This window comes from Pseudomonas marginalis (assembly GCF_024169655.1).
Lineage (GTDB): Bacteria > Pseudomonadota > Gammaproteobacteria > Pseudomonadales > Pseudomonadaceae > Aquipseudomonas > Aquipseudomonas paraveronii.
Map to the genome: position 1 here is coordinate 1,692,427 of NZ_JALJWV010000001.1, position 25,718 is coordinate 1,718,144.

Sequence of the window (25,718 nt, forward strand, 5' to 3'; positions counted from 1 at the left end):
GTCTTCAGAGAAGCTATTCACATGTTGCTGATTCAGTAAGGATTTTCAATGAACAGGCTCATTTTAGTGTTCTCAATCGCAATGCTTGCAGGTTGCGCTGCCACCAATGCCAAGACTCACGCACGGCATGGCGTCAGTGGTATCGAGATCGACTGCTCAGGCTTGGGCTCCAACTGGGAGAAGTGCGAGAAGCGCGCGGCTCGAGAGTGCAAGATGCAGGGGTACAAGGTCGTCACCAGGTCCAGCGATGCCAAGGACGAGGAAGGAGATTATTTGTTCGGCTGGAACCCGGCAGGCGCCGTTACCCGCACGATGCTGGTGATCTGCAATTGAGCGTGTAAGCGCTTGATAGTGAAGTCGATCTGGCGGGTAGATAAGTTATTGCATGGGCTGTTCAAATTCATCAAGTCATGCTAAAACCTTTGAAGCGCTTTTCCTAGCTGCTTGAAAAAGAAGGGAAAAATATGACGAAGTCGGAGTTGATCGAACGAATTGTCACCCATCAAGGGCTGCTCTCATCCAAGGATGTGGAGCTGGCCATCAAGACCATGCTTGAACAAATGTCCCAATGTCTGGCGACCGGCGATCGGATTGAGATTCGAGGGTTCGGTAGCTTCTCGCTGCACTACCGCGCCCCACGCGTAGGCCGTAACCCTAAAACCGGACAATCCGTCAGCCTGGATGGTAAGTTCGTGCCTCACTTCAAGCCGGGCAAGGAATTGCGTGATCGAGTGAACGAAGACGAAGAAGAAAACGTCTGAGTGTCTTTGGGGTAGGAGAAGAGTATGCGTGGGATTAAGCGCGCCGTAGTGTTGCTGACAGTGCTGGTGGTTGCACTGGTGGTTATAACGTTTGTGCTCGAAAACCAGCAGGGCGTGTCTCTCTCGTTCCTTGGCTTGGCGACCGGGCAGGTGCCGGTGTCGGTATTTGTGATCGTGGCGTTGATTGTCGGCATGCTGATAGGGCCATTGTTAGGCGTATTGGTGCGGAGTCGGCGGCATAAGTCGGTTCCTGTAGGGCGTGCCTAGGAGGGGGGACTCTGCCGTTCTGCAAAATTTGTGTGCATACTGAGGCCGCCACTCGTCAGAAAATCGCCTAAAAATAGCGCATGAATTCCACCGTCGCCTTGTAATGATGCAGCCACCCTTAAGTAGAAATCCCCCGGATTCATTGGGTTTTAGCCCGCCAGTTCGGAATTTTCTTTCTGTTTTCAGCTTCCTTGGACGTGTTCCATGGGGGTTGCCCCTATACACGCAAAAAAACCTGACGGTTATGTCAATACTTGCAATATGTCAGAGAGATGGCAAAATGAAATCTGTTCTCGATAACGGGCAATTTGTGCGCTCAAAATTTGGCAGCGACGCTGGGTTTTGACGGTCATCTAATTAGAATAAAAAAGACACAATTTTGTCTGCATAACGAGCCCGCAGTTTCTTTTTGAAGGCAGGTTTTTGTTGTGAGTAGTAGTTTTCGTGCCCCCCTAGTACGTTCTTCCGACGAAATAGATCTCGTCGAGCTTATAAAATCTGTCTGGCATCAAAAAAAGCTACTGCTTCTAGTAACTCTGGCGGTTGGCTTGATTGCGGCGTGCTATGCCTTTTTAGCGACGCCCGAGTATAAAATCAGTGCGGTGTTGCGTCCTGCTGCTATTAATGAGTTAGACGCGCTGAATCGTTCTGAGGTTTATCAGCTTCCTCCCGCTGAAGCGCTTCTCAAGGTTGGCGAGGCACTGGAGTCTTACGATACTCGTCTAGCGTTCTTCAGAGCCAATCAGAACCTATTCGAAAGGTTTGTGCGTCCAGGCCAAACCTTGGAGCAGAGTTTTGAAGAGTTCAACCACAATTCTATTCATTTGAGTCTTCCTGATGCAGATAAGAAAAGCGCATCAAGTGCTTACATAAAACTGGAGATGACTTATCCGAAGGGGATTGATGGTGTTGCTATTCTCAATGGGTTTGTCGATTATGCGATCATCAGTGAGCGTGAGCAGATTGCTGCCGACTTGAATGTGATCGTAAAAAACCGTCTCAATGAGCTGGCAGGTAAATTCGATTCGGCTCGTTCGAACTACGATGTGGAGAAAGAGGCTAAAATTGCTTCGTTAAAAGAAGCTGACTCATTAAGGCATGCACAGTTGCAAGATGAGTTGAAGGCACTTCGTTCTCAATTGAAAACATTGCGCAGCGATCGTATTGCTCAACTGAATGAAGCGATCGGAATTGCCAAATCCTTGGGTATCCAAAAACCAACTACCCCATCTTCACTCAGTGAGTCGCTGAATACCGGAGCTGGTAGTGTGATGCGTACCGAAGTTAATAATCAACAGATTCCTCTTTATTTTATGGGCAGCGAGGCGCTTAGAGCAGAGCTCACCGCGTTACAGCAGCGCAGGTCGGATGATTTCACTGACTCTCGCATTGCTCAGATTGCCAAGGAGCTTCAGCTGCTGGCGTCCAATCGCGAAGTTGAAGTGCTGAATGCACGGAAGAATGAGGACATTTTTCTCGCGGGTGTTCAGCCATTGCGTGCAGAAATGAGCCGTTTGGGTAGCCTAAACATCGATATGGCGAGCCTGAAATTAGTGACTGTCGATCAGCAGGCGCTTGAGCCGTTGGCTCCGGCTAACCCAAATCGTCTACTCGTCGTGTTGCTTGGCTTATTTGGTGGGGCTGTACTTGCGATCTGCATCGCACTCTTGAGGTCTGTCATCCTTTCAACACGTGCCACCGTAAAGGAGGGGGGGGCTGGCGTGTCAGTTCCATTCTTAAAGGCTCATGCTCTGGAAGATACGCAGCAGCGTTCGGGCCGGGTGGCGCAGTAATCGTTTAGGGTTGTGGGGCGCCTGGCCCCACAATGTATAGATGTGCTCATGTGTTGGTGAACAGTTGAGCAAACACCCTTCGTTTAATCTGATCATGCATAAAGTGATAAGTCACACTTGCGTCTTCGTCTTGTGAAAGGGCGGCAATCTGTGTGAAGCCAACAGTCTCCACCAGTGCTCGTCGTAATACAAAAGACCGAACCCAGGGGTCTAGAAACGCGTAAGTGGCTCTGTACAGTGTCCTCACGTCTATGTTGGCTATTTCATGATGGGGAGCCAAGGAAGGCAAGTAGCTCGCTAGTATGATATCGCCGTCATCGATTCCCGGTGTCATGTAGAAACATGTCGCAGAGGTGCGTCCTTTTATCAGGTGTGACCAAAGCACGCAATCGGCGCCGCGTATTTCTGGCAAGTGGCCCGGGTGTATATGAATGAACTTGAGCGTTGTGATTTCCAGCAACCGTCTGGGTACGATTCCGCCGCCTGTGAATAATATCTGCGTTTGTGGAAGCGCGCGTAGTCTGTCGTAGAGCGCATCGTCTGCCAAACTTTCTATCATTAGTGTTTCTACGTCAGGCGAATAGCTACTCAAATCGCCTAGTGCCAATGCGTCATCTACGTCCTTGTCCGAAAAAAACAGTTTGTTTTTGACGGTGTTTATTATCGAGTCACAAAGGGCGGCTTCTGTTTTTCGAAGTGTCCTTGACCAATAATGAATACTGTTTTTTTGCCTGGATTGTGCATAGCCCAATTTCAAGTTCCCTGGCAGAAAACGCCCGATGGGTTTTCGGGATACCAGATCATTCTTTGACACGAGCTGGATTATTTTCTCAGGCTTCAGGCCCATGCTCTTCAGGGTGGCCAAGTACGCGCGAGCGATGGGACCTTCCCAAAACAGGACAGTGATCGGGAGCATTCCAGTGTTAGCTGGCATCTGGGTGTTCGCGATCATTTCAGGAGGCGGTGTGTCGGTACTCGGAAACGTTGTCAGGAACTTCTCAGCCTCGGTATTGATTAACGATGCGAGGCTCGGGTCCACCACAATGTTCTCTGCACCCAAACTATCCAGAAGTTTGAGTACGGCGTTAAGTCTTTTGATCGCACAAACTATGCTTCCATTGCTGGCTAGGCGCCTGAAGTCTTTGAACAGTAGCGCTAATGCCAAGAGCTGCAGTTCCCCAGTCAGGCGGCTGGTAGACGCCTTGGCGCCGCTCTCTTGGTAGCTTTCATAGAGGCACTTGGAGATCTCAACACGTTTTGAGAGGAATTCCATGGCGTGGTGTACATCATCCGCCCACGCGACAGGTTCAGCTGCGGTGAGCAATACAGATGCCGTGTCAAAGTAAGCGTCTTGCTTGCGAAGAAGCGGTGTTGCGGGCAGGTAGTTGCTGATAAAGCGCTCGATCATCATGGGCTTAAGCTGCCTTTACTATTTTTTGATGGGCGACTTGCAGAATATTGGCAACCGTCCAGTACAGCACCATCCCGGAAGGGAATGAGTAAAATAGCAGGAAGAATCCCAGTCCCATCAGTCCGGTAGTGAGGCTTTGGCGCAGCGATGATGTTCCGTCGGCTGGTGTGGTTGGGTTAAGTTTTATACTCAATATCGTTGTCAAAGACATCAGTACGGGGAGTAAGTTGAAATAGGAGCCAAATAGAGGTAAATCTATTCCCAATGAAAACAACTGGTCTGGTTCAGCCAGTGTTTTCATCCATAGGAAAGATGCATCTCTCAATTCAAATGTTTGCCCTAGTAAATGGTAAAGAGAAATGAATATAGGCACCTGAATTAGTACGATCAAAAGCGGTTTCAGACCTGCCAGCGGGCTTACTTTATGATATTCGTAAAGCTGAAGGATTCTTTCACTTTGCTCCCCTCCTTTGTAGTTTTTACGAATCTCTTGTAGCTCTGGCTGGATACGGGCCTGAATAGCTGAAAATTTCTTCTGCGCCAGAATTGCATTCTTGGCGATTGGGTATACCGCTAAGCGTACGAGTACCGCCAGCAGAATGATCGCAATCCCCCAACTGCCAACTATTTGCTGAATAAAATGCAATAGATGCATGATGGTCAAGCTTAACCATCGCATCCAATCCCACAGACCGGAAAACAGCAATCCGTCCAACTCCGGCGTTTGAGCGATGAGTGCCGCATAAGCTTTGCCTCCTCCAAACACGCTCCATTGGTAGGATTGAACGGGTTGGCTACCCGGCTCTCCAACGGGTAAGAGGATGTTGATTGACGTTTCGAACGAGTCGTACTCGGCGTTGCCTGTTAAGGTTTGTGGAGTGTTGGCTTGCCACATAGCGCGCTTCGCGAGATCGCTGGAGGGCGTCATGATGAGTGCGAGGTAACGGCTTTGAAGGCCTACCCAGCTCCACTGACCCGCTTCATGAGATGTGTACCCAACTGGCCGGTCGGTATTGTTCAATCGAACTGTTGTGATGCCTTCGGCATTGCGATAAACCAATTCAGTGAACGAATAAATACTTTGCCCCATGCCTAGGCCTGTGGCAGGGATTTCCCCAATACCTGGCCCGACCTGCAATACAAGGTGATCGGTCGGGCTTGTTTTCAGGCTCTTGAGGTCTAGGTCCAAGGCGAAGTCAACCCGCCACTGGTTCTCCTGCAGTCGCCAAGTCTTCCGGATACTGAAGGGTAGCTCGGGGCTTTCCAGGCCGATCACTATTGCATTGGGCTGCTGTTCAACGATCTTCCATCCGCCAGCCATTAGCTGCCAATCAGCCAAGGACTTGCCGTCAAGCTCGCCACTCAGCAAAAACAGCTGTCCCTTCGGGGCGGCCATGTCTTGAGCGTGCCCAGATGCACCGCGCAGTTGAGGGAGCGACCAGTGCTGAACAGCGCCCGATGAGAGGTTAAAGTCCAAATGCAAGTTTGCATTTGAAAGTGCGGCCGTTGACTGGTCTGCTGCTTGCGCGACTTGAATAAGCAGCAGCAGCAACCAGCAGAACCAATTGCGCGGAGTGTATTTTTTATGCGAGGGCATGGGAATGACTTTTGGCTGCGTTTGGCGGGAGGATATTTAAGTTCGCAGACGAGCTAGTGCCTGCAAGCACCCGGCAGATTAATCTAACGCGGCGGGCTGCTTGCGAACACTAGTAAACTTACTTTTTCTCGGTGTCAGTTTCTTTTTTCATGACATCTTTGCGCAAACCAAGCATGCGCAATAATCGGTGCCAATAAAGTTTCATCACCATGGCAATTGCCGCCAGTGCTCCCAGAATACCTTGCAGCATGGCACTCCCAGTACCTGGATCGAGGTAGGCGAACGCATTGATTGGCAAGAAAACCAAGCAGAGCAAGGCGACTATTGAGAAGTTGGAATTTTTCATGAACTACACCCCATTATTACTTAATTAAAGAAACCAAATAAGCAGCAGCTGTGTCGCCGCTTTGCCCTGAGTTATAAATCCAGCGCTGGCGTATATTTTTCAGCGCTGTTTGCCATTTTTTTGAATCGACAGCTATGGCACACGCAATATTTCCTAGCTCTGCTAACTCGTTCGTTGGTACCACAACACCTAAGTGCTCGCGTGCTTGTACTTCTATCGGTTCAATGCCGATTGCAGTGTATTCTGAGTTGAGTACTTTGCGTGGGACGTCTGCAAATATGACCGGGCGTTCCAGCCCCAGCGAAAACTCCAACGCCGCACCGGACCAGTCGCTGAGCATGATATCCGAATCTAGCAGCGAGGTGGCGGCATCACTATCTTCATCCAGTCGGAATCGCGGTTCATCGCGGTAATATGCGGCAATGACATCCAATTTGTCGGGTGTCAATTTGCGCGTGCGGGGATGGGGGCGTAGTACAACCTTCAGGCCAGCATCGATCAGCGGTCTGATCACATCAAGCCCGTGGCGCTCAATAAGGCCATTTTCACCCCATGTAGGCGCTACCAGTATCTGCACCGGTTCACCGTGACGTTCGTGAGGGCCTTGACGGCCGCTTTCGAGGATCGTATCAAGACGTCCGTAACCATGCTCTATCAGAGTTTTTGGACGCAGGTCGAGTAGTTTTTCCCTGGCTCTGGTCTCTTTAACGTGGTGAGGGCCGACGCACAGAATTGAATCAAAATGATCAAATGCCGCTGCACGGTAAATCATGTGTGTGCTGACGATCGAGTGATGCAGGTATGTATAGTGGACCGAAAAGGGAGAGCGTTTGATGTGAAAGCTCTGCAAGTCAGGCATGGTCATCAAGAGAACATCTGCGTCCAATGTGGCAAAGAACAGTGTGCGCATAGTGCCTTCACCAATATAGAAAGAACGCATTCCTGCTAGCGGTTTTTCCAGTAAAGGGTCGTTCTCGGCAGATGTCACATATAAGATCGGTGCGCCATGATTCACTTGGAGTGCTTTGTAGATGGGTTCAAAGTAAGTCCAGTAGCCGCGACCCTCGGAATAGAACACCAGCGTGCGCTCTTCGCGTGGAATGCGCTTGAACGCTTGCAAGCCCCTCCACTCGCGGAGCATTTTGCGTATAGCAGTGAGCATGCTCAGTCCCTAAGCTGGATGAATGTGTCCAACTGCCCGCTGCGAAGCAGTTCATGATATTGGTTCAGATCTTCGACGGTGTCGACTTCCAGCCATCCGTTATCAGTGAATGCAGCCCGGGCACTCCACCCGGTATCGATCAGGTGCTGCAAAAACGTCGTCATGTACATATTGTCGAAATCTTTTCCGTCTCGTAGAACAGTACGGTCCAGTTTGTACCAGGCATCGCGAAAAGCTTTTACGCAATCCCCTCTAACCTTGATCAACCCCATGTACTGCCCTTGCACATCGCTATAGCTCGACGGCTTTTTCCCGAGCTCGGTGATGCAGTTTTCGCTGTTTAGCTTCAGTGTTTCTGCATCGGACAGCGGGTTCTCCATGCGGATTTCCCAGAACCTGCGCCACTCTCGATCTATTGAGATCGCAAGCGGGGCGTCAGTGCCTAGTAAGCTCTCAAGTACTGACTGCTCATAGACGATGTCGCCGTAAGCGATAAGTAAATCCTCTCCCTCAACCATCCATTCTTGCGCACAAAATAGAGTCGAGACCATATTGGTGCTAGCGAAGCGAGGGTTGTGCAGCACTTCGACGCCTTGTCCCTCAAGACAGTCGGCGCGATATCCGCCTACCAGCGCAATATCTTTCAATCCCGCAGCTCTCAGCACATCCAGTTGGCGGTGCAGCAGGGGACGTCCATGCAGTTCAACCAGGCACTTGGGCCGATCATCCGTAAAAGGGCGCAGTCGTGTGCCTTGACCAGCTGCTAGGATAATTACGCGCATGGTGTGTCCTTACTAAAGAAGAGGTGACGAATAAGCTTTGCATCAAGGATGGCGTTAGCGGAGGGCCTCTCGGGATGCCACATTATGGCTGTCCAGGGAAGTTGGCGGTGAACAAATGCCTCGATGGAGCCGTCGTCTGCCCAAGCTTGGGCTAGCAAGTTTTCTGCCAGATCCTTGGGCTGAATGCCCCAGCCATGGAAACTGTTGACTTCTCGATAGCCTGCCAGCAGTGGCGCGTGCTCTGTAACGCTGATGGTGTGTGTACAGCTAACGTGACCGGAGAGAGGTGTGAGGCTGCCACCCAGAAAATGATTGAGCATTTGCATTCCGCGACAAACGGCCAGCACCGGAAGGTTCATGTCTCTGGCCCTGGCTAATAGAGCGGTCTCCGTAGCATCGCGCTCCGGTGACGAGTTGACGGCGGCGGGAAGATGGGCGAGATCATTTCCACCACTCAATATAAGGCCGGCAACATTTTGGCGCTCGAACCAGCCGCCAGCCGATGATAACCCATTGGGCACCGGCACCAAGTCGATCCCCAGTTTTTCCATGAAAGTCGACCAGCGTTGATCAAGGCAATCACGCTGCTCGTCGTACCCAGGGACCCGTTCAGCGCGCTGTGTAATTGCAATACGCACTAGCGGATCACCCGAATTATGCGATTCCCGGCATCCAGTTCCAGGCTTTGCGCGGCCGCCAATGCGCGATATTGCGTCTCGCCGACCCCTAATGCTGCTGGCAAGCCAAACTCCGCTGCGCGGATGGCCATGTGCGAGTTGGCGCCGCCATACATGGTGATCAACCCCGCAATCTGTCGACCGAAGAGCCAGTCATAGCCGGGATCGGCCTGTGGGATCATTGCAATTTTCCCGGCAAGCTCCTGCTCATCAATGCTTTGGCTCAGGTCCACGCAAGTGCCTCGTACTATTCCCGTGCCAACAAAGTTGGGTTGCGTTGCCGGATAGAGGAATGCACTGAAGTCCTCTGTTGAACACAGTAGGGGAGGCAGTTCAATAACTTGTATTTGCTGATGTTCAGTCCTACCTGTATCGGCTTGCGCAAGCAAATTCTGGCTAAGCTCCTTTGGACTTAACGTTGAGCCTCTTAGCGCCATCAGTTTTTGAATTTCGATGTAGGCCAGGTCTTCGCGGGAAATACCCAGAGGTTCGGCCCAGTTCACCAATGTATCCAGAGCCATGGAAAGGTTGCGAGTGAAGGCAAACTTAGCGTACTCGCGTCCCTCGATAGCCTGCCTTAAAAATAGCTCCAACTCATCAGCACTACCTGCAATGCCTTGCTCGTTCAGGGCTTTAGTAAATCGTTGTCTCGCCTGCTGCCATAGTTGACCATTTACCAAGGTTGTCAAAGGTTGCGAGGCCGCGCTTTCGACGATGGGGGTCAGGTAGCGTTCGGGGTCTGCGCGATAGCTCAGCGAATTGATGTCATAGGTTCCCGGGCGTAAATGGCCATACTTATGGACAAAGTCTGCGCGGCTTATCTCTCCGTTGAAGCAGTCTAGGGCATCATGCGTTAGCGTATGGCTGATGGTTCGAATGGAACTCAGGAAGTCATCCATTTCTGCTTCGGTCAAGATACCGGTATTGACTGCAGAGCGCAGGAACGTTACAGCAACGAAAGCGCTTCGTGCCAAATGCGCGAAAGGCAATGCGCCATACCGACGACAATCGTGTAATAACGTCGAGACAAGTTCCAAGGGGGGCAGGGACGACGAGGCTAGGTGGGCAAAGCGCTGCTCAAGCTCAGTTACGACAGCCAAATCGTGGCTGTTGCGCATAATGGCGTTCTGGCTGATTTCTCGTAATCCGTCACGCAAAAGCTCGATCTCTTGGGTGAAAAATCCGCCATGCGTACTCAGTCGCTCATGCCAACGATTAAAGTCTAATGCAAAGCAAGTGGGGACAACATCAAACTCCACCTTGTCGTGAAGGTGAGGGTGTTGTTCCAACCAGGACAGGTAGAAGTCAACCAGGCGGCCTGCAAGTGCATCGTCCAGCCCCTTGGGAATAAACGAGTTGAAACTTGCTCGGATATCGACGTAAGGGTGGCCGGCAAAACTGATCAATAGCGGTTGTGGGCGAACATCCCGGTAGCCGTACTCGGCCCGTTGGGTGGCCCATGTCTCATCCATGATCAGATATTGGTAGAGGCTGACTGATAAAGGTGTCGGTTTGGTTCCAATGATTTCGGCGGGATTCCAGTCCGGCATGATCCCGAATAAGCCTCGCTGCCCCACAACGAACGGCGCCGGTTGCTGCAGTCGGTTGAACAGCTCACGGGCTTCGTCCAGGCGTTTCAGGATATCCACGTCGCTGCCGTCCCATCTGGAATGATCCACCGCGATGGGGCGAACCTGCAGGATGTGTAATCCTGCGTCGGCTGTAATCGCAAACTCAACGTCCAGAGAATCGTAACCCAATAAAGATTCAATCTCCCGCAACGCAGGAAGCAGTCCGCGCAACCGTTCGGGAATATTCGTGCTGTGCGTGCAGGCATCACGCCTCATCAGCAGTGTCTTGTCATCGTGACTGCTGCCACTGGTGATCGATTCAGTACTGCCGCTTGTGTCATCGTAGTTGACGACGTAATAGGGCGCGCCACTGCTCAAACTACGAGTGAACGCGACGCCGCTCGCAAGCACTTTTTCCAGCATGGGTTGAACCAGCACCTGATTCTCAGGGTTGGTATCACTATAAGAGGCGATAACGTGCTCAATTGCGTTTTTCAGGCTCGTAGCGTTACGGCCATCGATGTTCAGCAGGCTGGTGTAGGCGCCGGCATTCGAGTTGACAAATCCATCTTCGGACAGCGCACTGCTGCGAATAACCAAGTATTGATCAGGGAAGTCTTGCTGGATGGTGTCAATCAGTGACTCGGGGATTTCCTGCCACTGGGCAACGGTGAAACTGACTTGATCTTCAATTCGGCTAAGCTTGACCATTCGACGCAAACGGCGAAGAGTCTGTGCTTTGGTGCCTAATACGAAATGTGCGAGATCTTGAGGCTCATTGAGTTCGGCCCAGTCACCTTGCACGTCAACCGCTTGAACATTCATTCCCTGGCAACGCAGCGCTTCAACGAGATCAGAGAGGTGACCCTTCTGGAAGCGCTGTTGCAGGTCAACTTTGGATTCCTGCAAGTATTGGACTGCCCGCGGCCCAAAATGAACGCACCCAACGAACTCCGCCGAGGCGAGGCTAGACGGGATGTCGGGTCCCAGTCGCGTGATCAACTTTCCGAAAAGGCAGACTTTCTCGCTACGCTCCAAGTCTGAACGAGTACGGCCTGCGTAGCGCGTACGCCAATGGCTGTCGACTGCAACACTGATATCGGCCTGTGACTCGACCATGGCGTCAATCAAACTGCGACGAAACAGGATGTCGGAGTAGGAGACCAGGCTCTTGGTTTTGTCAGTCAGGTCAACTTGCAGAAATGAATAGGCAGATTGGGTAACCTGCCAGTCGCCGTTAATCCAGTAGTTGAAGTCGGGGTACCGTTCCTTGATCGTATCCACTTTATAGCCGCCGACAAAATGAACGTCCGACGCGCGCGAGGTCGTGGCGTGAAGCAGCCAGTCGATAACGCGCGTGTGGCCAGAAGCGCTGCGTAACGCAGCGTGTTCGTCACCTTGGAAGGGCTTGCCTGCCCCGAGAAAAATTATGGCTGACTGCATGAGTGTTTCTCGTTGTCCGTGAGCAGGTGTGATCGTTGGTTCGATAGTGCCATTGCCCATTACCAGCCTTGTGCGCCTTCGCTCCAATAACCGAAGGCGAAGCACTTGCGGAGTGGGTCAAGCAACTCTGGATTTAGTCTTGAGGCGATCGTGCAGGAGGCGTAAGCGCCGTGTGCCAGTAGCTTGTAGCCCGCGCCATTGGATCGATATATGTACTGAGGAGTCTTCTCCTGGCTGAGTTCGGGATCCCGAGGCAACTTTTTGATAAAAGTAGGTGCCAAGCCAGGGATCCAATCGGCCGCAGAGCGTCCCCATATACTGAATAAACCGTCGAAGCCCTGGCTGAGTGGGTAGCTGCCTTTTGCCTGGTGATATTTTTCCAGAGCGTCCCGGATTTCAGCTAGGTCGCGTAGACGCTGTTCATAGCGCGTCATTTCGGACGCTCTGAATGTAATTGCTCCGGTGGATTTTAGTGCGGATAAAAAATCATTATCTCTGAGAATGCTGACTGTGATCTGAGTATCAAAATCAAAAGACGAAGTCTGATCTTTTACTACATCTAAATAGAGTTTATTGTCGTCGTGTTGAGGTGTTGCGCTTAGAAGGTCAACTCCCGTGTATTCGTTGCATTGAGAATCGCTGGGGGCGTGAAGGCACAGTGTTTTGGCGAGGTCGGTCAGGCTACTAAGTTCGCTGTTATATATTATTGAATCATTGGCGCTGGACGGCGCCTTGATCATCAAAAGTGGGCGGTATCGGTTATAACCCCATAGTGGGTGATCGTTGAATGTGATACCGTCGGGATCAGATTCGAAGTAGTTGGCAGGCGCGCCATGATCACTTTTTACGATGAGAGTCGTTTGATCGTAAACGCCAAGCGCTTTGAGCTTCTCTATATAAGTTGCGGTCTGCTGAAGTGCGCAGTAAGTCTCATTTAGTAGGCCTTGATAGTTTTGATTCGAATTGAACCACTCTGCGCTATCGCTTCTGTAAGTGCAATTTTCGTCAAAGTCCACGGGGAAGTGGGTGTGTAGGAAGTGCATGAAACGCACTGTACGTCGTGAGTTGGTAACGTGCAGATTTTGAGTGAGCGCTACCAGATCGTCACGCTGTAGGGTGTTCTGCGCGTCCCACGGCGCGCCTTGATGGGCCAGGGTTCGCTCCGCTTTTGAGTCTTGCAGATAAGTCTGTTTGACGGTTCGAAGTTCGTCGGCTACGAATTTGGCCAAAACGGGAGAACCAATGCGCGCCGCAATATGTGGGTAAAAGCTCAGGGCAATCGACGCTTGCTCGCCGAAACTGTTATCGATAAGGGTTCCGGGGATGATGACGTCTGGTAATGTGTCATTGAACGAACTGTATACCCCATACGTCATGACATCCGAGGAAGCTAGTTGCTCGCGTTTTATTGAGTTTATTTTTTTAGATAACTTATTATTCAGCTCGCCTGATACGGTGCTTAATGCCCTAAAATCCATATTTCCATAAATTTCAGAGCGTAGTGAGGCCTCCGTTGCTGGCGCTATGGAAATGGCGTTGTCGTAAAAAATCAAGTCCTTGAACGCAGTCTTCAAATCTGGATGTTCTTCAATTACCTGCTTCGCTACGTTACCGGCTACACCGTCGAAGCTCAGAACGATGACGTTATCGTTTTTTGAGAGGCCGGAGAAGCGACCCATAGACGCTCCTGTGTCAATAAGGGTATATGCGGCGGAGCCCAAAGATGTTGAAAGCAATATCAGTACGAACGCTTGGGTTGCAGGTTTGATTTTTGTATAAGTCAACAGGGTCAGAATGAGTGCCAGGCTGCCTACGATTACTAAGTTTCGATAGTTAATAGGCAAGTCCTCAGGGGATGCCATGCCCGCTTGGCCTGCTAAGGGTAATAGTAAGCCTGATAGGCAGGTCCAGAATATAATGAAATAAAGTATGCCCGATGCTAGCCAGTTTAGGCGTAACCAAGTCAGAACTGTGGATGCCAAAAAAAGAACGCTACTTGCTATGGCGGTCAATGCTATCGAAAAAAAGAAAAATTCTTTTATGCTGAAATTTACGTCGCTTAGCGCAAGGTAAACGACATAAAGTGGAATCCATAAAAACAGTGTGGATGCAGTCAAGAATGAAAGCGCTGAGCGTTTTAAAATGGTGGACATGCAGTTTGCCGGTTCCTTTGCAGGTAAAATGAGCGGTTTTTATAATGCTGGCGATTTTATAGGAAAAATCCTATGTATTCAGCTATTTTGTGAACCTTGTTTGTTTTTTGCTGTCGTTCGCGGTTTGGCATATTGAGGTGCGTCTGGCAGCGTTCCGTTGTCTGGGGCAATGGAGTGTGGTTAGTCATACAAAGGTTACTGAAAGCTTCTAATGTACGTATAATCCACCAATTTATCGCTGTCGGCATCAAGCGTAAGCCAATCAGCCGCGAGTATAAAACACAAGCTGTTGCGTGCCTGGATGTCTTCATGCACTCAAATCATGTCTCGATTCAGGGGGGCTAGCGGCTTTGCGTGGGTCTATGCAATTTTTATCGTCAGTGGCTATGAAAGTGGCCTGCTCAGGTCCGACTGTTCGAGCAAGCGGCTGGTGATGTTAGATAACAGCACTCATGCCCATTGATGGCCGTAAGCGGCAGGGTGGCAGCATGTACGGGATGTGCCCTCAAGCTTGTAACCGCAAATCTTGAGCTGATCGGCTGTCTGCCAATGCATACCTCTAGTGTCTTTCCAACTTGAATTTTCAGAAACGAACTGTGGTCACCATGTCAACTGTAACCTTGTCCAACGAAAGAGCATTCACCTGTGAGCCGGGCGTAACCCTCCTGGACAGTGCAAAAAAGCAAGGTGTAGTCCTTGAATACAGCTGCCGTTCGGGTCGATGTGGGGTCTGTAAGGCTCATGCGATCGGCGAGACCGAGGTCATTCATCACCACGAGTCCATTTTGTCCCCTGAAGAGCTGGCGTCGGGTTACATTTTGACATGTTGTCGTACTGCTTTGAGTGATGTCCGGCTGGATATCGAGGATTTGAGTCAGTTTGCGGATATCAAGAGCAAAACACTTCCCTGTCGCGTGGATTCATTCAAGCGTCTGGCCGATGACGTGGTAGAGGTGGTCTTGCGGTTGCCGCCTAAAGATCCACTGAACTATATGCCTGGCCAGTATGTTGACATCATCGGGAAAGATGGGGTGAGGAGAAGCTACTCCATTGCGAATGCGCCTCGCCAGGATGGGAGGCTGGAGTTGCAGATTCGTAAGGTTGAAGGCGGGGTGATGAGCCAATACTGGTTTGAGGAGCTCGCCACCAATGACTTGCTCCGGCTTGAGGGGCCGCAGGGTACGTTTGCCCTGCGCAACACCTCACCGGAAAATTTGGTATTTTTGGCAACGGGTACAGGAATTGCGCCAGTGAAGGCTATTCTTGAGCAACTGAAAGCCAACCCTGAGCAGGTGGCGAATAGAAAGGTATGGGTTTACTGGGGCGGACGTCACGCCAAGGACATTTATTGGCAGCCTGAGCTTAGTTCGCCGGCAGTCTTTTTCGTACCTGTGCTTTCACGACCCAATGATAGTTGGAAGGGGCGCACCGGTTATGTGCAGGACGTGCTTGAGCACGACGGTATCGATTTGGCTGATGCGGTGGTATACGCCTGCGGCTCCGAGCATATGATTCATTCGGCTAAAGAAAAACTTGTGACTCTTGGCCTTCCACGCAAAAATTTCTACTCCGACGCTTTTGTGAGCTCGAATTAATTAAGGATAAAAAATGAAAGCTGTGATTTTGGCTGGCGGGCTAGGGACCCGGTTGAGTGAAGAAACCAGTACCCGGCCCAAACCCATGGTCGAGATTGGTGGCAAGCCAATTTTGTGGCACATCATGAAGATGTATTCTGCTCACGGTATCAATGATTTTATTATCTGCTGTGGTTACAAAGGCTATGTAATAAAAGAGTATTTTGCGAACTATTTTCTGCATATGTCGGATGTCACGTTCAATATGCGTGACAACACCATGGAGGTGCATGACAAGCGCGCTGAAGCCTGGAATGTGACACTGGTTGATACCGGCGATGACTCCATGACGGGCGGACGTCTGCACCGTGTTGCCGACTATGTGAAGGATGAAGAGTCTTTCTGCTTCACCTATGGCGATGGCGTTGGCGACATCGATATCAGTGCGACCATTGAGTTTCACAAGAAGCACGGTAAGGCTGCAACCCTGACGGCGACATACCCGCCAGGTCGTTTTGGTGCGCTGGATATTCGTCAGGGACAGGTGCTCAATTTCAAGGAAAAGCCCAAAGGCGATGGTGCCATGATCAATGGCGGCTTCTTCGTGTTGAAACCGGAGGTGTTGAAGCACATTACTGGCGACGCCAGCGTATGGGAGCAGGAGCCTTTAATGAACCTGGCCTCGGATCAGCAACTGATGGCCTACGAGCATCAGGGGTTCTGGCAGCCGATGGATACGCTGCGCGACAAGCATTTGCTTGAGGAACTCTGGATGTCTGGTAAGGCACCCTGGAAGACGTGGGAGTGAAAATGAAAGCCGCTGTAACTCCTGCCTTCTGGGAAGGCAAAAAGGTATATCTGACTGGGCACACCGGCTTCAAGGGAAGCTGGCTTTCCCTGTGGCTGCAGAGTATGGGGGCAGAGGTCATGGGTTATGCCCTTGCGCCGCCGACGACGCCGGCTCTTTTTGAAGAGGCCCGAATAGAGAAGGGGATGCAGTCTCAGATTGGTGATATTAGAGACCTGCAGGCTGTCACGCAGAGCATGGTCAGTTTTAATCCGGATATCCTGATTCATATGGCTGCCCAGCCATTGGTCCGCCTTTCTTATAAACAGCCTGTCGAGACCTATGCCACTAATGTGATGGGTACCGTGCATGTTTTGGAAGCTGCCCGTCAATGCCCCGGGCTGCGGGCAATTGTTAATGTGACCACGGACAAGTGTTACGAAAACCGCGAATGGGAGTGGGGCTATCGAGAAGATGAGCCCATGGGCGGGCACGATCCCTACAGCAACAGCAAAGGCTGCATGGAGCTTGTAACGTCAGCGTACCGCAACTCCTTTTTTGGCAAAGAGCAACCCGTCGCTCTCGCGTCTGCTCGCGCCGGTAATGTGATTGGTGGCGGTGATTGGGCCGAAGATCGCCTGATTCCGGATATACTCGCCGCCTTCGAGAAGCAGCAGCCGGTTATTGTCCGCAACCCCCAGGCGACCCGGCCTTGGCAGCACGTGCTTGAGCCGTTGAGTGGTTATCTCGTGTTGGCCGAAAACCTGTGGGCGCGCGGTCAGGATGTGGCTCAAGGCTGGAACTTCGGTCCGAAGGATGAAGACGCCCGGCCTGTCGACTGGATTCTGGATCACATGGTGAACACCTGGGGGGAAGGCGCAAGCTGGGCCCTGGATCAGAATCCCCAGCCCCATGAGGCCCGTTATTTGAAACTCGATGTGTCAAAAGCCCGCACACATCTGCATTGGTCGCCTACGTGGTCATTGGAGACGACATTGGCATACATCGTGAATTGGCATAGAGCCTGGCTCAAAGGACATGATGTACACGCTCTTTGCCTCGCAGAAATCAATGCCTATATGGCCGCCATGTCTTCATGCGGCAAGTAACTCATATTTTTCAAGCAGGAAACGCCATGACACCCGATATGCTTCGCCAGGAAATCAGTAAACTCGTCGAGCAGTATGCTCAAGTCGCCCTGGCGCCCAAACCTTTCGTTGCTGGCGAAAGTGTTATCCCGCCTTCAGGCAAGGTTATTGGGGCTCGTGAGCTGCAATTGATGGTTGAGGCATCCCTGGATGGATGGCTGACTACCGGGCGCTTCAATGCAGAGTTCGAGCGGAAACTGGCTGAGTTTCTGGGCGTTAAATTTGCGCTGTCGGTCAACTCTGGCTCTTCTGCCAACTTGGTTGCCTTCAGTACACTGACCTCGCCAAAGCTAGGTGATCGTGCGATCAAGAAAGGTGACGAAGTGATCGGTGTTGCTGCCGGCTTCCCGACTACGGTCAATCCAATCGTGCAGTTCGGCGCCATCCCAGTGTTCGTCGATGTCGATATGGCCACTCACAACATCGATACTGATTTGATTGAGGCGGCAATTACGCGCAAGACCAAGGCCATCATGCTCGCCCACACTTTGGGCAACCCATTTAACCTGGGTGCAGTCAAAGCTATCTGCGACAAGTACAACCTGTGGTTGATCGAAGACTGCTGCGACGCCTTGGGGGCTACCTATGACGGTAAGCTGGTAGGGACTTTCGGTGACATATGCACTTTGAGCTTTTACCCGGCTCACCACATCACTATGGGCGAAGGGGGGGCGGTTTTCACCAATAGCCCGCAGTTGAAAGTTATCGCTGAGTCTTTCCGTGACTGGGGGCGTGACTGCTACTGCGCGCCGGGTTGTGACAACACCTGTGGCGATCGTTTTGGTCAACAGTTTGGCAGCCTGCCACAGGGCTACGACCACAAGTATGTGTACGCGCACTTAGGCTACAACCTTAAAATCACCGATATGCAAGCGGCCTGCGGCCTTGCGCAATTGGATCGTGCTCAGGAGTTCATTGACACCCGCAAGCGCAACTATGTACTGCTGAAGGAGCGTCTGAGCAGCCTGTCAGACTTCCTCGAAATTGCCGAGCCTACTCCAAACAGCGATCCTTCCTGGTTTGGCTTTCCAGTGACATTGAAGGAAAGCGCAGGCGTCCAACGCGTTGATCTGCTGAAATTCTTAGATCAGAACAATATTGGTTCACGTTTGTTGTTTGCAGGGAACCTCACGCGTCAACCGTACTTTCAAGATATTGAATACCGCGTAGTTGGCGAGTTGACTAACACTGATCGTACGATGAACCAGACTTTTTGGCTGGGTATTTACCCCGGCCTAGGTCAAGAGCAATTTGATTATGTCGGTGAAAAACTGGAAGAGTTTTTTGGTGTTAATTTTTAATCTATGACTTGTAAAGGGCTCGCAGATGGATCGGCAAGAAACAGGTTTTGCAGGATGCTTTGAGTTGAAATGTAATGTGTTCAGGGATAATAGAGGTGCATTCGTCAAGACTTTTCATAATGAGGTTTTCGAGGCGTTGGGTTTACGAACTGATTGGAAAGAAGAGTACTATTCTGTTTCCAGTAAGAACGTAGTTCGAGGAATGCACTTTCAAACTCCGCCTTTCGAGCATGCAAAACTTGTTTACTGCCTCCAAGGAGAGGTGCTTGATGTCGTTGTTGATTTACGTGTGGACTCGCCAACTTATCTGCAGTGTCGGTCTTTCGAGCTAAGTCCTGCTCTAGGTAACTCGATTTATATACCTGCCGGTATAGCGCATGGCTTTCTGTCCCTGACGGAGGGGGCAGTTATGCAGTATAAGGTTACAAGTGTTTACTCTCCCGAGCATGATGCAGGCGTATTGTGGTCTTCTATTGACTTTAAGTGGCCAATTGAAACTCCTATAGTGTCTGTTCGTGATAATCAGCACGTAGGGATAAATGAATATGCTTCGGCATTTTCAGTGGGATTGAGGCAATGATGAAAGTATTGGTAACTGGTGTCACAGGCTTTATTGGTGGGGCGCTCGTCCGACGTCTGGTCCGGGAAGGTTGGGATGTCTCTATTGTTGTACGTGAAGAGTCTGATATTTCTGGATTAACGGATGTGATTTCATATATAGATAAGTTTATATATGATGGTAGTACTGAGTCGTTAATTGAGATACTGAGTGTGTCCAAGCCTGAGCTAATTTATCATCTGGCCTCATTGTTTTTGTCCGAACATTTACCTCCTGATGTGACTAGGCTGATTCAATCTAATGTGCTCTTTGGTACGCAATTGCTTGAGGCTATGAGAGTCAATTCTGTTAAAAATATTGTTAACGCTGGTACGTCTTGGCAGTATTACCACTCTAGTGAGTATCGTGCGTCGAATTTATATGCAGCAACTAAGCAGGCATTTGAGGATATACTGAGTTTTTACAGTGATAAATATAGTATATCTCAGGTTACTTTGAAATTATTTGACACTTATGGTCCTGATGATAAGCGTAGAAAATTAGTCAACTTGGTCGTGAATGCTATAAAAACTAATGTAGAACTAGGGGTTTCGCCTGGTGAGCAAATTATAGATATATCTTTCATTGATGACGTGGTTGAGGAGTTTTATCAATGTGGAAAATATTTGCATTTGTCGAGTGACTGTCTCTCTGAGGCGTATTTTGTTTCCGGCGAACGATTTACTGTCAAGGGATTGGTTGAACAGATTGCCAATGCATATGGACAGCAGGGAAATATTTTATTCGGCGCTCGGCCCTATAGAGATAGGGAGGTGATGACGTTGCCGGAAGTGTCTGGTAAAACCTCGCCATGGTCAAAAAATAAGAAAATAACACCTCTAAGCTTAGGTGTTTTGAAAATATAATTTTATAGTTGTCTATTTTTTAGGGGCGGGGTATGAGCAATAACTTTTGCGTGATTTTGACGTGTACTATTGATGTAAAGGGTATTGCCTTCATGGAACGCTCAAATATAGGTGATCGCTTTAACGACTACTGTTCTGCGTTTGAAATGTGGTTGAAAGGGGGGGGGGCGGATAATATCGTGTTTGTTGAGAACTCTGGTTATGACCTTTCCTACTTTAAAGAGTTAGCGTTAAAGTTCCCACATAAAAATGTAGAGTTTATTTCTTTCGATGGTCAGGATTTCGATCGCGCGTTAGGTAAAGGTTATGGAGAGATGCTGGCTTTAAAGCGAGTGTTTGATTGCTCAAAATTGTTGTCCGAAAAAGGGTGGTTCGTTAAGGTTAATGGACGTTATTATATTCCTAAGTTTGAGGAGGTCGCTAAAGTTATAGGGGCGAAGCCAGATATAATGTGTGATCTTTCCAAGAATTTAACTTGGGCTGACAGTCGAGTTTTTGGGGGGGGGAGGAATTTTTTTCAGTCCCATCTTTTTCCTGAGTTGTTGATGGTTAATGATACAAAAGGGTTATATTTTGAGCATGCTTTGGTTAAGGCTACTCTTCGTGGTATCGCAGATGGTTTGAGCTGGAGACTCGCTCCGTTTGTTGCAATTGTTGGCGTCTCTGGAACGGCTAATGAGGTGTATAAGAGATCTCATTTCAAAGAGTTTGTGAGATGGGCTATGTATGGTGTAAAAAAATTTCTTTTAGCAAGGTAGTTATTTGTGATAAGTAAGTTAAGAGAAAAATTTCAACATAGGTATAATTCATTTTTTGGATTGCTAGGCGTTGCTATTCCTACGTTGATAGTGGTTGTATCTTATAGGCTATTGTTGGATGGATTGGGTGAGGTTGGATTTGGCGTCTATCTTCTCGCTGCTTCGATTGGTAGTGTGATGGCTTTTATGGATCTAGGGATTTCCTCCGCCAATATTAAATTTATTGCGGAGGATAAAGAAAGCGGTTCTTATGAAGCGCTTGCGAACGTTGTCCAGACGTCGGCATGTTTTTATTGTGTGTTGGGACTGTTTATCGTGGTCTCGGTGGCAGCGATGTCTCCTATCCTAGATTCAGTCTTCGGTATTACAGAAGAGTATCGTAGCTCTAGTTTTTTGTTGTTTGTTCTCGCTGCGGGTCAAGTATCGCTTTATTTGATTAATAATGTTTACATAGGTGTATTGAAAGCCTTGGGGCGATTTGATCTCGCTGTAATTGTGACTATATCCATTCCGCTGATAACAATGGGGCTAGGCGGATATCTGGTCGCTACTAGTGTTCTTGGTTTGTTAGGGTTGATGTGGCTGGGGGTGATAGGTTCTTTTTTAGGCTTAATGCTATCAATTTACTTGGCAAGAAGTTTATGCCAAGGTTCTGGTTGTGATTTACTTGGCGGCCGCCCCAGTATTGACACATTTAAACGAATGTATGGTTTTAGCGCAGTTCTAACCTTACATTCGTTTGCCGGTATTTTTTTTGCTCAGGCACAAAAAATATTTATTGGCCATGCTCTAGGTCCGGCATCAGTTGGTATATATCAATTTGCATATACAGCTCTTTCCAAAATTCACACCTTGATAAATTCTGGCTCTGAGTTTATATATCCATTGGCAAGTTCAGGTAAATGCAAGATTGAGCTGCGAGCGGTATATTTAAGAGTGCTATTGTTTACGACGCTGACTGCGTTTATTGGATTGTTAGTGCTTTGGTGGGCTGCGGATCTTATTTTTGGACTTTGGTTGGGATCTAATGTCGCATCAAGAGTCGTCCCGTTGATCCCGAGCTTGGCCGTTGCATTTTTCTTTGTGGCGCTTTCTATTCCCGGTCATCACATCCTAAACGGTTTGGGGTACCCTGGAGTCAATGTTCTTTATAGTATTGTTAATGTGGTTTTATATCTAATTGTGCTTTTTTGTTTGAGTACTTACAGTTTGGATTTTGGTTTGATTTCGTATGCATATGCGTATGCAGTATCGAATGTTATTTCCGGTGCAGTGTTTCAGGTGTTATTCGAGTTTTTGTTTTGGCCGAGATTTATGCGTGATGAATTATAGTTCTGTATTATGCATATTAGATGCGGTTGATATATCGTAATATTGCTATTTTTTATGAGAGGCTAGTGTTTAGCGTAGGGGGTGGTATGATTTTGTCAATAGTCACAATCGCTTATAATTCTGAGAGGTTTGGATTGGAAAAAACGCTTCATAGTGTTATTTCCGAGATTGATTCGAATCCTGATGTTGAATATGTAGTGATAGATGGTGCGTCTACTGATGGATCAAGTGAGATTTACAATCGATATTTGGATCGTATCGATTTTTTTTCCTCGGAGAAAGATAAGGGCATAAGCGACGCCTTCAATAAGGGTGTTAGGCACTCTGCGGGGAAGTATATTTGGTTTGTCAATTCGGGAGATTACTTGGTAGAGGGCGCAATATTGTCGGTGCTCAATATTTTAAGAGTGGCAGATGAGGACATTTTTTATGGAGATATGTATTGGGTTAGTGGGGTAGGAAAAAGCACCTTATTAGTAGCAAGTAAAAACTACGAAAAAAAAATAAGCTATGTGATGCCCTTCATGCATCCATCAACTCTAGTTAGTCGAGAGGTTTTTGAGGCTGTTGGTATTTTTGATATACGCCTGAAGCATGCTATGGATTATGATTTGTTTTTGAGGGCGCACAAATATGGATTCAAAGCAAAAAAAATTGACATGGCTCTATCCAGCATGACTGCGGGTGGTGTACATGATACTAAATACCATAAAACAGTGTATGAGGTTTTTAGGGTTTCTTTTCTCTCTGGTGGTGGCTTGATTATGGCATTGGGCGCCATGGTTTATACATATCTTTGTCAGCGTTCTGCCACGTTTCGAGCGTTCAAAGGCTTTTTTAAGAAACAATCATCATGAGAAAAAATCAAGACTTTATATTGATTAGTCGGTCTGCACTAGTATCGGGCGCCGAAATTATGCTTTCTCGGCTGGCATCATGTTTGACTGGCATTAAGTTAGGAGGGAGCGTTGAGTGTGTTATTAGTAACGCGGAGGTAAAAAAAATATATGCTGATGCTGATGCTGATGCTGATGCTGATGCTGATGCTGATGCTGATAAGATTGATTTTGTTTATAAAAAGCCTCTTGTGAAAATATCAAAAAAGCCCATTTTTTTAATTTTTTACGTCATTTGTGGTTTTTTAAGTTTTTTTAAGCTTTTTTTTATTCCTCGCACATGCCAAATAATTTTCAATGATATTGAATCGTTGGTGAGAGATTGGCCCCTTGCAGTCTTTAGGCGAAGCTATTTTTATCTTCATGATTCGCATAAGTTGGATAGGGCTAAAGGTCGAAGCACATGTTTATTTATTTCATTTTTGGTTGACAAGGTTTTGGTTATCACTCGATCGAGAGTGAAGAAGTTGGAGGGGATTGGTGTTGTTAATGCTCAATATTTCCCAAACTGTGTTTTAACCGAGGATGCCCTTTCTATTAATGAGGATGATGTAGAAAAAAGTTGTTTGCGTGGGCGATACAAAGCCGTCGCAGTCGGCCAAATTACATCGTGGAAGCGAATTGATAAAAGTATCGAGCTAGTAGATAAACTCAACGAGGCAGGGTTTCCGGTTGATCTAGAAATTTATGGTCGGCCTGATCCGTTATCGTCGCTAGATGCAGAATACTTTCTTAAAATTCAAATGATGTGCGCTGAATCCGGATTCTCAAAATTGCTCGGTTACACCGGAGATTTACAGAGTATTTATCGGGAGGCTGACATGTTCATTTCAATGTCAGCAAATGAGCCTTTTGGCCTTGCGCTTGTGGAAGCGCTTTCATTTGGAGTTCCCGCTATAGCGATGGAAGGAGAGGGGCCTGATGAGATCTTGAGTAATGATGTCGGGGTACTCCTATCGGAGGGGTTTAAATATGATGAGGAATTAATCGATCGGGTCAAAGGTGTCATATTGATGAGTTCAATTAAATGTAAGGAAAGAGCAGGTTTATATTCCTATGAGATATACAGAGAGCGTGTCAAATGTGAATTTAAAACTGAGTGTTCCAATTAGTTACTATGCGTTCGCATTGATTAGTGCCATCTTGAGTTCTTGCCAGCTAACCGTTTTGCCGGACTTGCAATTGGTTTTAATTTTTCTATTGATTGTTTTGCGAGTTAGTCCGGAAGTTATAGTTCTTTGCTTGATTTCGATCCTCTGCACAAGTGTGTATGCCATACCTGATCCAGTCCTTCGTAGTGCTCCACAAGATTATCCAAGTATATATACCAAGGGGTATGGGGGCGTTCGATTGTTCGATTTGTTAGTTGTAATATTATTTTTTTATGCCTTGCCAAAGTTAAAAGAGTTAACTATTCATAAGAGACTGTTTTTGTTGTATGGTGTTTTTTTTGTATCAATGATTTCGCTGTTGTTTAATCAGTTTATTGGTTTGTCGAATTATTCATACTTCTTTTTTGGTGCTCGGAATGCTTTGGTTGCCGTATCGTTTTCGTTATTGCTTACGCGCTTAATGCCTGAACGTATACCGCCGATACTTGTATTCTCTATGTTTTGCTGGATTTGTAAGATGCTATTTATGATCCTGCTGCCTTCAGATAACGTTATTGAGCGTGAAATTTTTGGCATTCCTTGGAAGATTTTTTTTGCTGGTGATGAATATCTATCATTTATGCTTATTTGTGCTATTACGCTATGCGTAGGTATTAATTTTTATACGAGGAAGAAATTGAAGTCTGTGTGTTATTTTATGTGTTTTTTGGCTTTGGTTCTAGCCTTGATTTCACAGAGGAAGGGGGCGGTCCCCTATTTCTTTTTTTGTTTTATAATGATTTTCTGTTTTGACCGTGGTGCGTTATATAGGTCGTTTTTTACTATGGTTTTGTTTGTATATACACTGGGGATGTATTTTGTTAGTGGGCCGGCCTATGAGTTTCTTCCTGGCGCTTTGACTTTGTCACTTAATGAGTATCATGTGTTATACCAGTCTGCGATTTCCAGTATTTCTCATTTGATGTCTAGTTCACCTATTTCGTCGATTTTCGGAATAGGCCCCGCCGGGCTGTATGAGGTATTTGATCTTCCGCTTGAGTCTGATCATATTTTTTCATTTGGAACTGAAGTGGGTGAAAAATATCGTTATGCGATCTGGGCTGTTCCTTTTGATAGGCTTTTTTTGAATGCTGGGATCATAGGAGGGGGGTTGACGGTTTTATATATAATATCGATCTTGGTTAGAGGGAGGGGGGTGGCGTATTTGTATATGTCATTTTCCATTATTCCCTTGTTTGGATTGTACGGGCTTACACCGGTAAGCGCCATTTTTGTAGGGTTTGCATTATACGCATTGACGGTGAAGATAAGCCCAGAAATAATAGAAAATCATATATTGGATAAGGCTTAGTGGGTATCGGCCTGGTTTTTTTTGCGGTCGTC

At 48.2% G+C, this 25,718-nt stretch carries 23 protein-coding genes; 15 read left to right on the plus strand and 8 right to left on the minus strand.

Annotated elements, in window-relative coordinates; all coding sequences use genetic code 11:
* The first annotated feature begins 48 nt into the window (after positions 1-48).
* The 4 genes from J2Y83_RS07610 (at position 49) to J2Y83_RS07625 (ending at position 2,821) form a co-directional block, all read left to right on the plus strand.
* Positions 49-333, plus strand: coding sequence for a hypothetical protein (locus tag J2Y83_RS07610; RefSeq protein ID WP_253394216.1), 285 nt, complete (start codon positions 49-51; stop codon positions 331-333).
* A 131-nt stretch (positions 334-464) separates the two neighbouring features.
* Positions 465-761: an integration host factor subunit beta gene (gene ihfB, locus J2Y83_RS07615; protein WP_017848846.1), complete on the plus strand. Its 297-nt coding sequence runs from the start codon at positions 465-467 to the stop codon at positions 759-761.
* A 24-nt stretch (positions 762-785) separates the two neighbouring features.
* Complete coding sequence (locus J2Y83_RS07620; protein ID WP_253394217.1) at positions 786-1,028, plus strand: LapA family protein; 243 nt, start codon at positions 786-788, stop codon at positions 1,026-1,028.
* 428 nt (positions 1,029-1,456) lie between these two features.
* A complete protein-coding gene (locus tag J2Y83_RS07625) occupies positions 1,457-2,821 on the plus strand; it encodes a Wzz/FepE/Etk N-terminal domain-containing protein (RefSeq protein WP_253394218.1) in 1,365 nt (454 codons plus the stop codon).
* A 46-nt stretch (positions 2,822-2,867) separates the two neighbouring features.
* Here the strand turns inward: J2Y83_RS07625 and J2Y83_RS07630 are convergent, their stop codons facing one another.
* From J2Y83_RS07630 to J2Y83_RS07665, 8 genes are all read right to left on the minus strand, one after another.
* Complete coding sequence (locus tag J2Y83_RS07630) at positions 2,868-4,232, minus strand: formyltransferase family protein (RefSeq protein WP_253394219.1); 1,365 nt, start codon at positions 4,230-4,232, stop codon at positions 2,868-2,870.
* A 4-nt stretch (positions 4,233-4,236) separates the two neighbouring features.
* Complete coding sequence (locus tag J2Y83_RS07635; RefSeq protein WP_253394221.1) at positions 4,237-5,829, minus strand: YidC/Oxa1 family membrane protein insertase; 1,593 nt, start codon at positions 5,827-5,829, stop codon at positions 4,237-4,239.
* A gap of 118 nt (positions 5,830-5,947) precedes the next feature.
* Complete coding sequence (locus J2Y83_RS07640) at positions 5,948-6,175, minus strand: hypothetical protein (protein ID WP_253394223.1); 228 nt, start codon at positions 6,173-6,175, stop codon at positions 5,948-5,950.
* Positions 6,176-6,191: 16 nt separating this feature from the next.
* Positions 6,192-7,337 (minus strand): CDP-glycerol glycerophosphotransferase family protein, encoded by a 1,146-nt coding sequence (locus J2Y83_RS07645; protein ID WP_253394225.1) that lies wholly within the window; start codon positions 7,335-7,337, stop codon positions 6,192-6,194.
* Between the two features lie 2 nt (positions 7,338-7,339).
* Positions 7,340-8,119: an NTP transferase domain-containing protein gene (locus J2Y83_RS07650; protein WP_253394227.1), complete on the minus strand. Its 780-nt coding sequence runs from the start codon at positions 8,117-8,119 to the stop codon at positions 7,340-7,342.
* On the minus strand, positions 8,110-8,757 hold the full coding sequence (locus J2Y83_RS07655; protein WP_253394228.1) for a gamma-glutamyl-gamma-aminobutyrate hydrolase family protein: 648 nt from the start codon (positions 8,755-8,757) through the stop codon (positions 8,110-8,112). Before J2Y83_RS07655 ends, J2Y83_RS07650 begins: the two co-directional genes overlap by 10 nt.
* Positions 8,757-11,810 (minus strand): PEP/pyruvate-binding domain-containing protein, encoded by a 3,054-nt coding sequence (locus J2Y83_RS07660; RefSeq protein ID WP_253394230.1) that lies wholly within the window; start codon positions 11,808-11,810, stop codon positions 8,757-8,759. The genes J2Y83_RS07655 and J2Y83_RS07660 overlap by 1 nt, the downstream gene beginning before the upstream one ends.
* Before the next feature lie 59 nt (positions 11,811-11,869).
* A complete protein-coding gene (locus tag J2Y83_RS07665) occupies positions 11,870-13,963 on the minus strand; it encodes a sulfatase-like hydrolase/transferase (RefSeq protein ID WP_253394232.1) in 2,094 nt (697 codons plus the stop codon).
* Between the two features lie 605 nt (positions 13,964-14,568).
* On the opposite strand from J2Y83_RS07665, the gene J2Y83_RS07670 reads away from it, so the two are divergent.
* The 11 genes from J2Y83_RS07670 (at position 14,569) to J2Y83_RS07720 (ending at position 25,686) form a co-directional block, all read left to right on the plus strand.
* Positions 14,569-15,558 (plus strand): FAD-binding oxidoreductase, encoded by a 990-nt coding sequence (locus J2Y83_RS07670; protein WP_253394235.1) that lies wholly within the window; start codon positions 14,569-14,571, stop codon positions 15,556-15,558.
* A gap of 13 nt (positions 15,559-15,571) precedes the next feature.
* On the plus strand, positions 15,572-16,345 hold the full coding sequence (gene rfbF, locus J2Y83_RS07675) for a glucose-1-phosphate cytidylyltransferase (RefSeq protein ID WP_253394237.1): 774 nt from the start codon (positions 15,572-15,574) through the stop codon (positions 16,343-16,345).
* A 2-nt stretch (positions 16,346-16,347) separates the two neighbouring features.
* On the plus strand, positions 16,348-17,433 hold the full coding sequence (gene rfbG, locus J2Y83_RS07680) for a CDP-glucose 4,6-dehydratase (RefSeq protein ID WP_253394239.1): 1,086 nt from the start codon (positions 16,348-16,350) through the stop codon (positions 17,431-17,433).
* A 26-nt stretch (positions 17,434-17,459) separates the two neighbouring features.
* Positions 17,460-18,773 carry a lipopolysaccharide biosynthesis protein RfbH gene (gene rfbH / locus J2Y83_RS07685; RefSeq protein ID WP_253394241.1) on the plus strand — a complete coding sequence of 438 codons (1,314 nt, stop codon included), beginning with the start codon at positions 17,460-17,462 and terminating at the stop codon, positions 18,771-18,773.
* A gap of 25 nt (positions 18,774-18,798) precedes the next feature.
* The gene (gene rfbC / locus J2Y83_RS07690; protein ID WP_253394243.1) at positions 18,799-19,353 is read left to right on the plus strand and encodes a dTDP-4-dehydrorhamnose 3,5-epimerase; all 555 of its coding nucleotides are present in this window, start codon (positions 18,799-18,801) and stop codon (positions 19,351-19,353) included.
* Positions 19,350-20,237: an NAD-dependent epimerase/dehydratase family protein gene (locus tag J2Y83_RS07695; RefSeq protein WP_253394245.1), complete on the plus strand. Its 888-nt coding sequence runs from the start codon at positions 19,350-19,352 to the stop codon at positions 20,235-20,237. The genes rfbC and J2Y83_RS07695 overlap by 4 nt, the downstream gene beginning before the upstream one ends.
* 32 nt (positions 20,238-20,269) lie before the next feature.
* A complete protein-coding gene (locus J2Y83_RS07700) occupies positions 20,270-20,995 on the plus strand; it encodes a hypothetical protein (protein ID WP_253394247.1) in 726 nt (241 codons plus the stop codon).
* A 6-nt stretch (positions 20,996-21,001) separates the two neighbouring features.
* Positions 21,002-22,327, plus strand: coding sequence for an oligosaccharide flippase family protein (locus J2Y83_RS07705; protein ID WP_253394249.1), 1,326 nt, complete (start codon positions 21,002-21,004; stop codon positions 22,325-22,327).
* An 86-nt stretch (positions 22,328-22,413) separates the two neighbouring features.
* On the plus strand, positions 22,414-23,184 hold the full coding sequence (locus tag J2Y83_RS07710; protein ID WP_253394251.1) for a glycosyltransferase family 2 protein: 771 nt from the start codon (positions 22,414-22,416) through the stop codon (positions 23,182-23,184).
* Positions 23,181-24,335 (plus strand): glycosyltransferase, encoded by a 1,155-nt coding sequence (locus tag J2Y83_RS07715; RefSeq protein ID WP_253394253.1) that lies wholly within the window; start codon positions 23,181-23,183, stop codon positions 24,333-24,335. The genes J2Y83_RS07710 and J2Y83_RS07715 overlap by 4 nt, the downstream gene beginning before the upstream one ends.
* On the plus strand, positions 24,307-25,686 hold the full coding sequence (locus tag J2Y83_RS07720; protein ID WP_253394255.1) for a hypothetical protein: 1,380 nt from the start codon (positions 24,307-24,309) through the stop codon (positions 25,684-25,686). Before J2Y83_RS07715 ends, J2Y83_RS07720 begins: the two co-directional genes overlap by 29 nt.
* Positions 25,687-25,718 lie beyond the last annotated feature (32 nt).

Bases quoted from the DNA above. Each gene is read 5' to 3' on its own strand.
- J2Y83_RS07610 (WP_253394216.1), top strand. From the start codon at position 49: ATGAACAGGCTCATTTTAGTGTTCTCAATCGCAATGCTTGCAGGTTGC.
- ihfB (WP_017848846.1), top strand. From the start codon at position 465: ATGACGAAGTCGGAGTTGATCGAACGAATTGTCACCCATCAAGGGCTG.
- J2Y83_RS07620 (WP_253394217.1), top strand. From the start codon at position 786: ATGCGTGGGATTAAGCGCGCCGTAGTGTTGCTGACAGTGCTGGTGGTT.
- J2Y83_RS07630 (WP_253394219.1), bottom strand. From the start codon at position 4,232: ATGATGATCGAGCGCTTTATCAGCAACTACCTGCCCGCAACACCGCTT.
- J2Y83_RS07635 (WP_253394221.1), bottom strand. From the start codon at position 5,829: ATGCCCTCGCATAAAAAATACACTCCGCGCAATTGGTTCTGCTGGTTG.
- J2Y83_RS07640 (WP_253394223.1), bottom strand. From the start codon at position 6,175: ATGAAAAATTCCAACTTCTCAATAGTCGCCTTGCTCTGCTTGGTTTTC.
- J2Y83_RS07645 (WP_253394225.1), bottom strand. From the start codon at position 7,337: ATGCTCACTGCTATACGCAAAATGCTCCGCGAGTGGAGGGGCTTGCAA.
- J2Y83_RS07650 (WP_253394227.1), bottom strand. From the start codon at position 8,119: ATGCGCGTAATTATCCTAGCAGCTGGTCAAGGCACACGACTGCGCCCT.
- J2Y83_RS07660 (WP_253394230.1), bottom strand. From the start codon at position 11,810: ATGCAGTCAGCCATAATTTTTCTCGGGGCAGGCAAGCCCTTCCAAGGT.
- J2Y83_RS07665 (WP_253394232.1), bottom strand. From the start codon at position 13,963: ATGTCCACCATTTTAAAACGCTCAGCGCTTTCATTCTTGACTGCATCC.
- J2Y83_RS07670 (WP_253394235.1), top strand. From the start codon at position 14,569: ATGTCAACTGTAACCTTGTCCAACGAAAGAGCATTCACCTGTGAGCCG.
- rfbF (WP_253394237.1), top strand. From the start codon at position 15,572: ATGAAAGCTGTGATTTTGGCTGGCGGGCTAGGGACCCGGTTGAGTGAA.
- rfbG (WP_253394239.1), top strand. From the start codon at position 16,348: ATGAAAGCCGCTGTAACTCCTGCCTTCTGGGAAGGCAAAAAGGTATAT.
- rfbH (WP_253394241.1), top strand. From the start codon at position 17,460: ATGACACCCGATATGCTTCGCCAGGAAATCAGTAAACTCGTCGAGCAG.
- rfbC (WP_253394243.1), top strand. From the start codon at position 18,799: ATGGATCGGCAAGAAACAGGTTTTGCAGGATGCTTTGAGTTGAAATGT.
- J2Y83_RS07695 (WP_253394245.1), top strand. From the start codon at position 19,350: ATGATGAAAGTATTGGTAACTGGTGTCACAGGCTTTATTGGTGGGGCG.
- J2Y83_RS07700 (WP_253394247.1), top strand. From the start codon at position 20,270: ATGAGCAATAACTTTTGCGTGATTTTGACGTGTACTATTGATGTAAAG.
- J2Y83_RS07710 (WP_253394251.1), top strand. From the start codon at position 22,414: ATGATTTTGTCAATAGTCACAATCGCTTATAATTCTGAGAGGTTTGGA.
- J2Y83_RS07715 (WP_253394253.1), top strand. From the start codon at position 23,181: ATGAGAAAAAATCAAGACTTTATATTGATTAGTCGGTCTGCACTAGTA.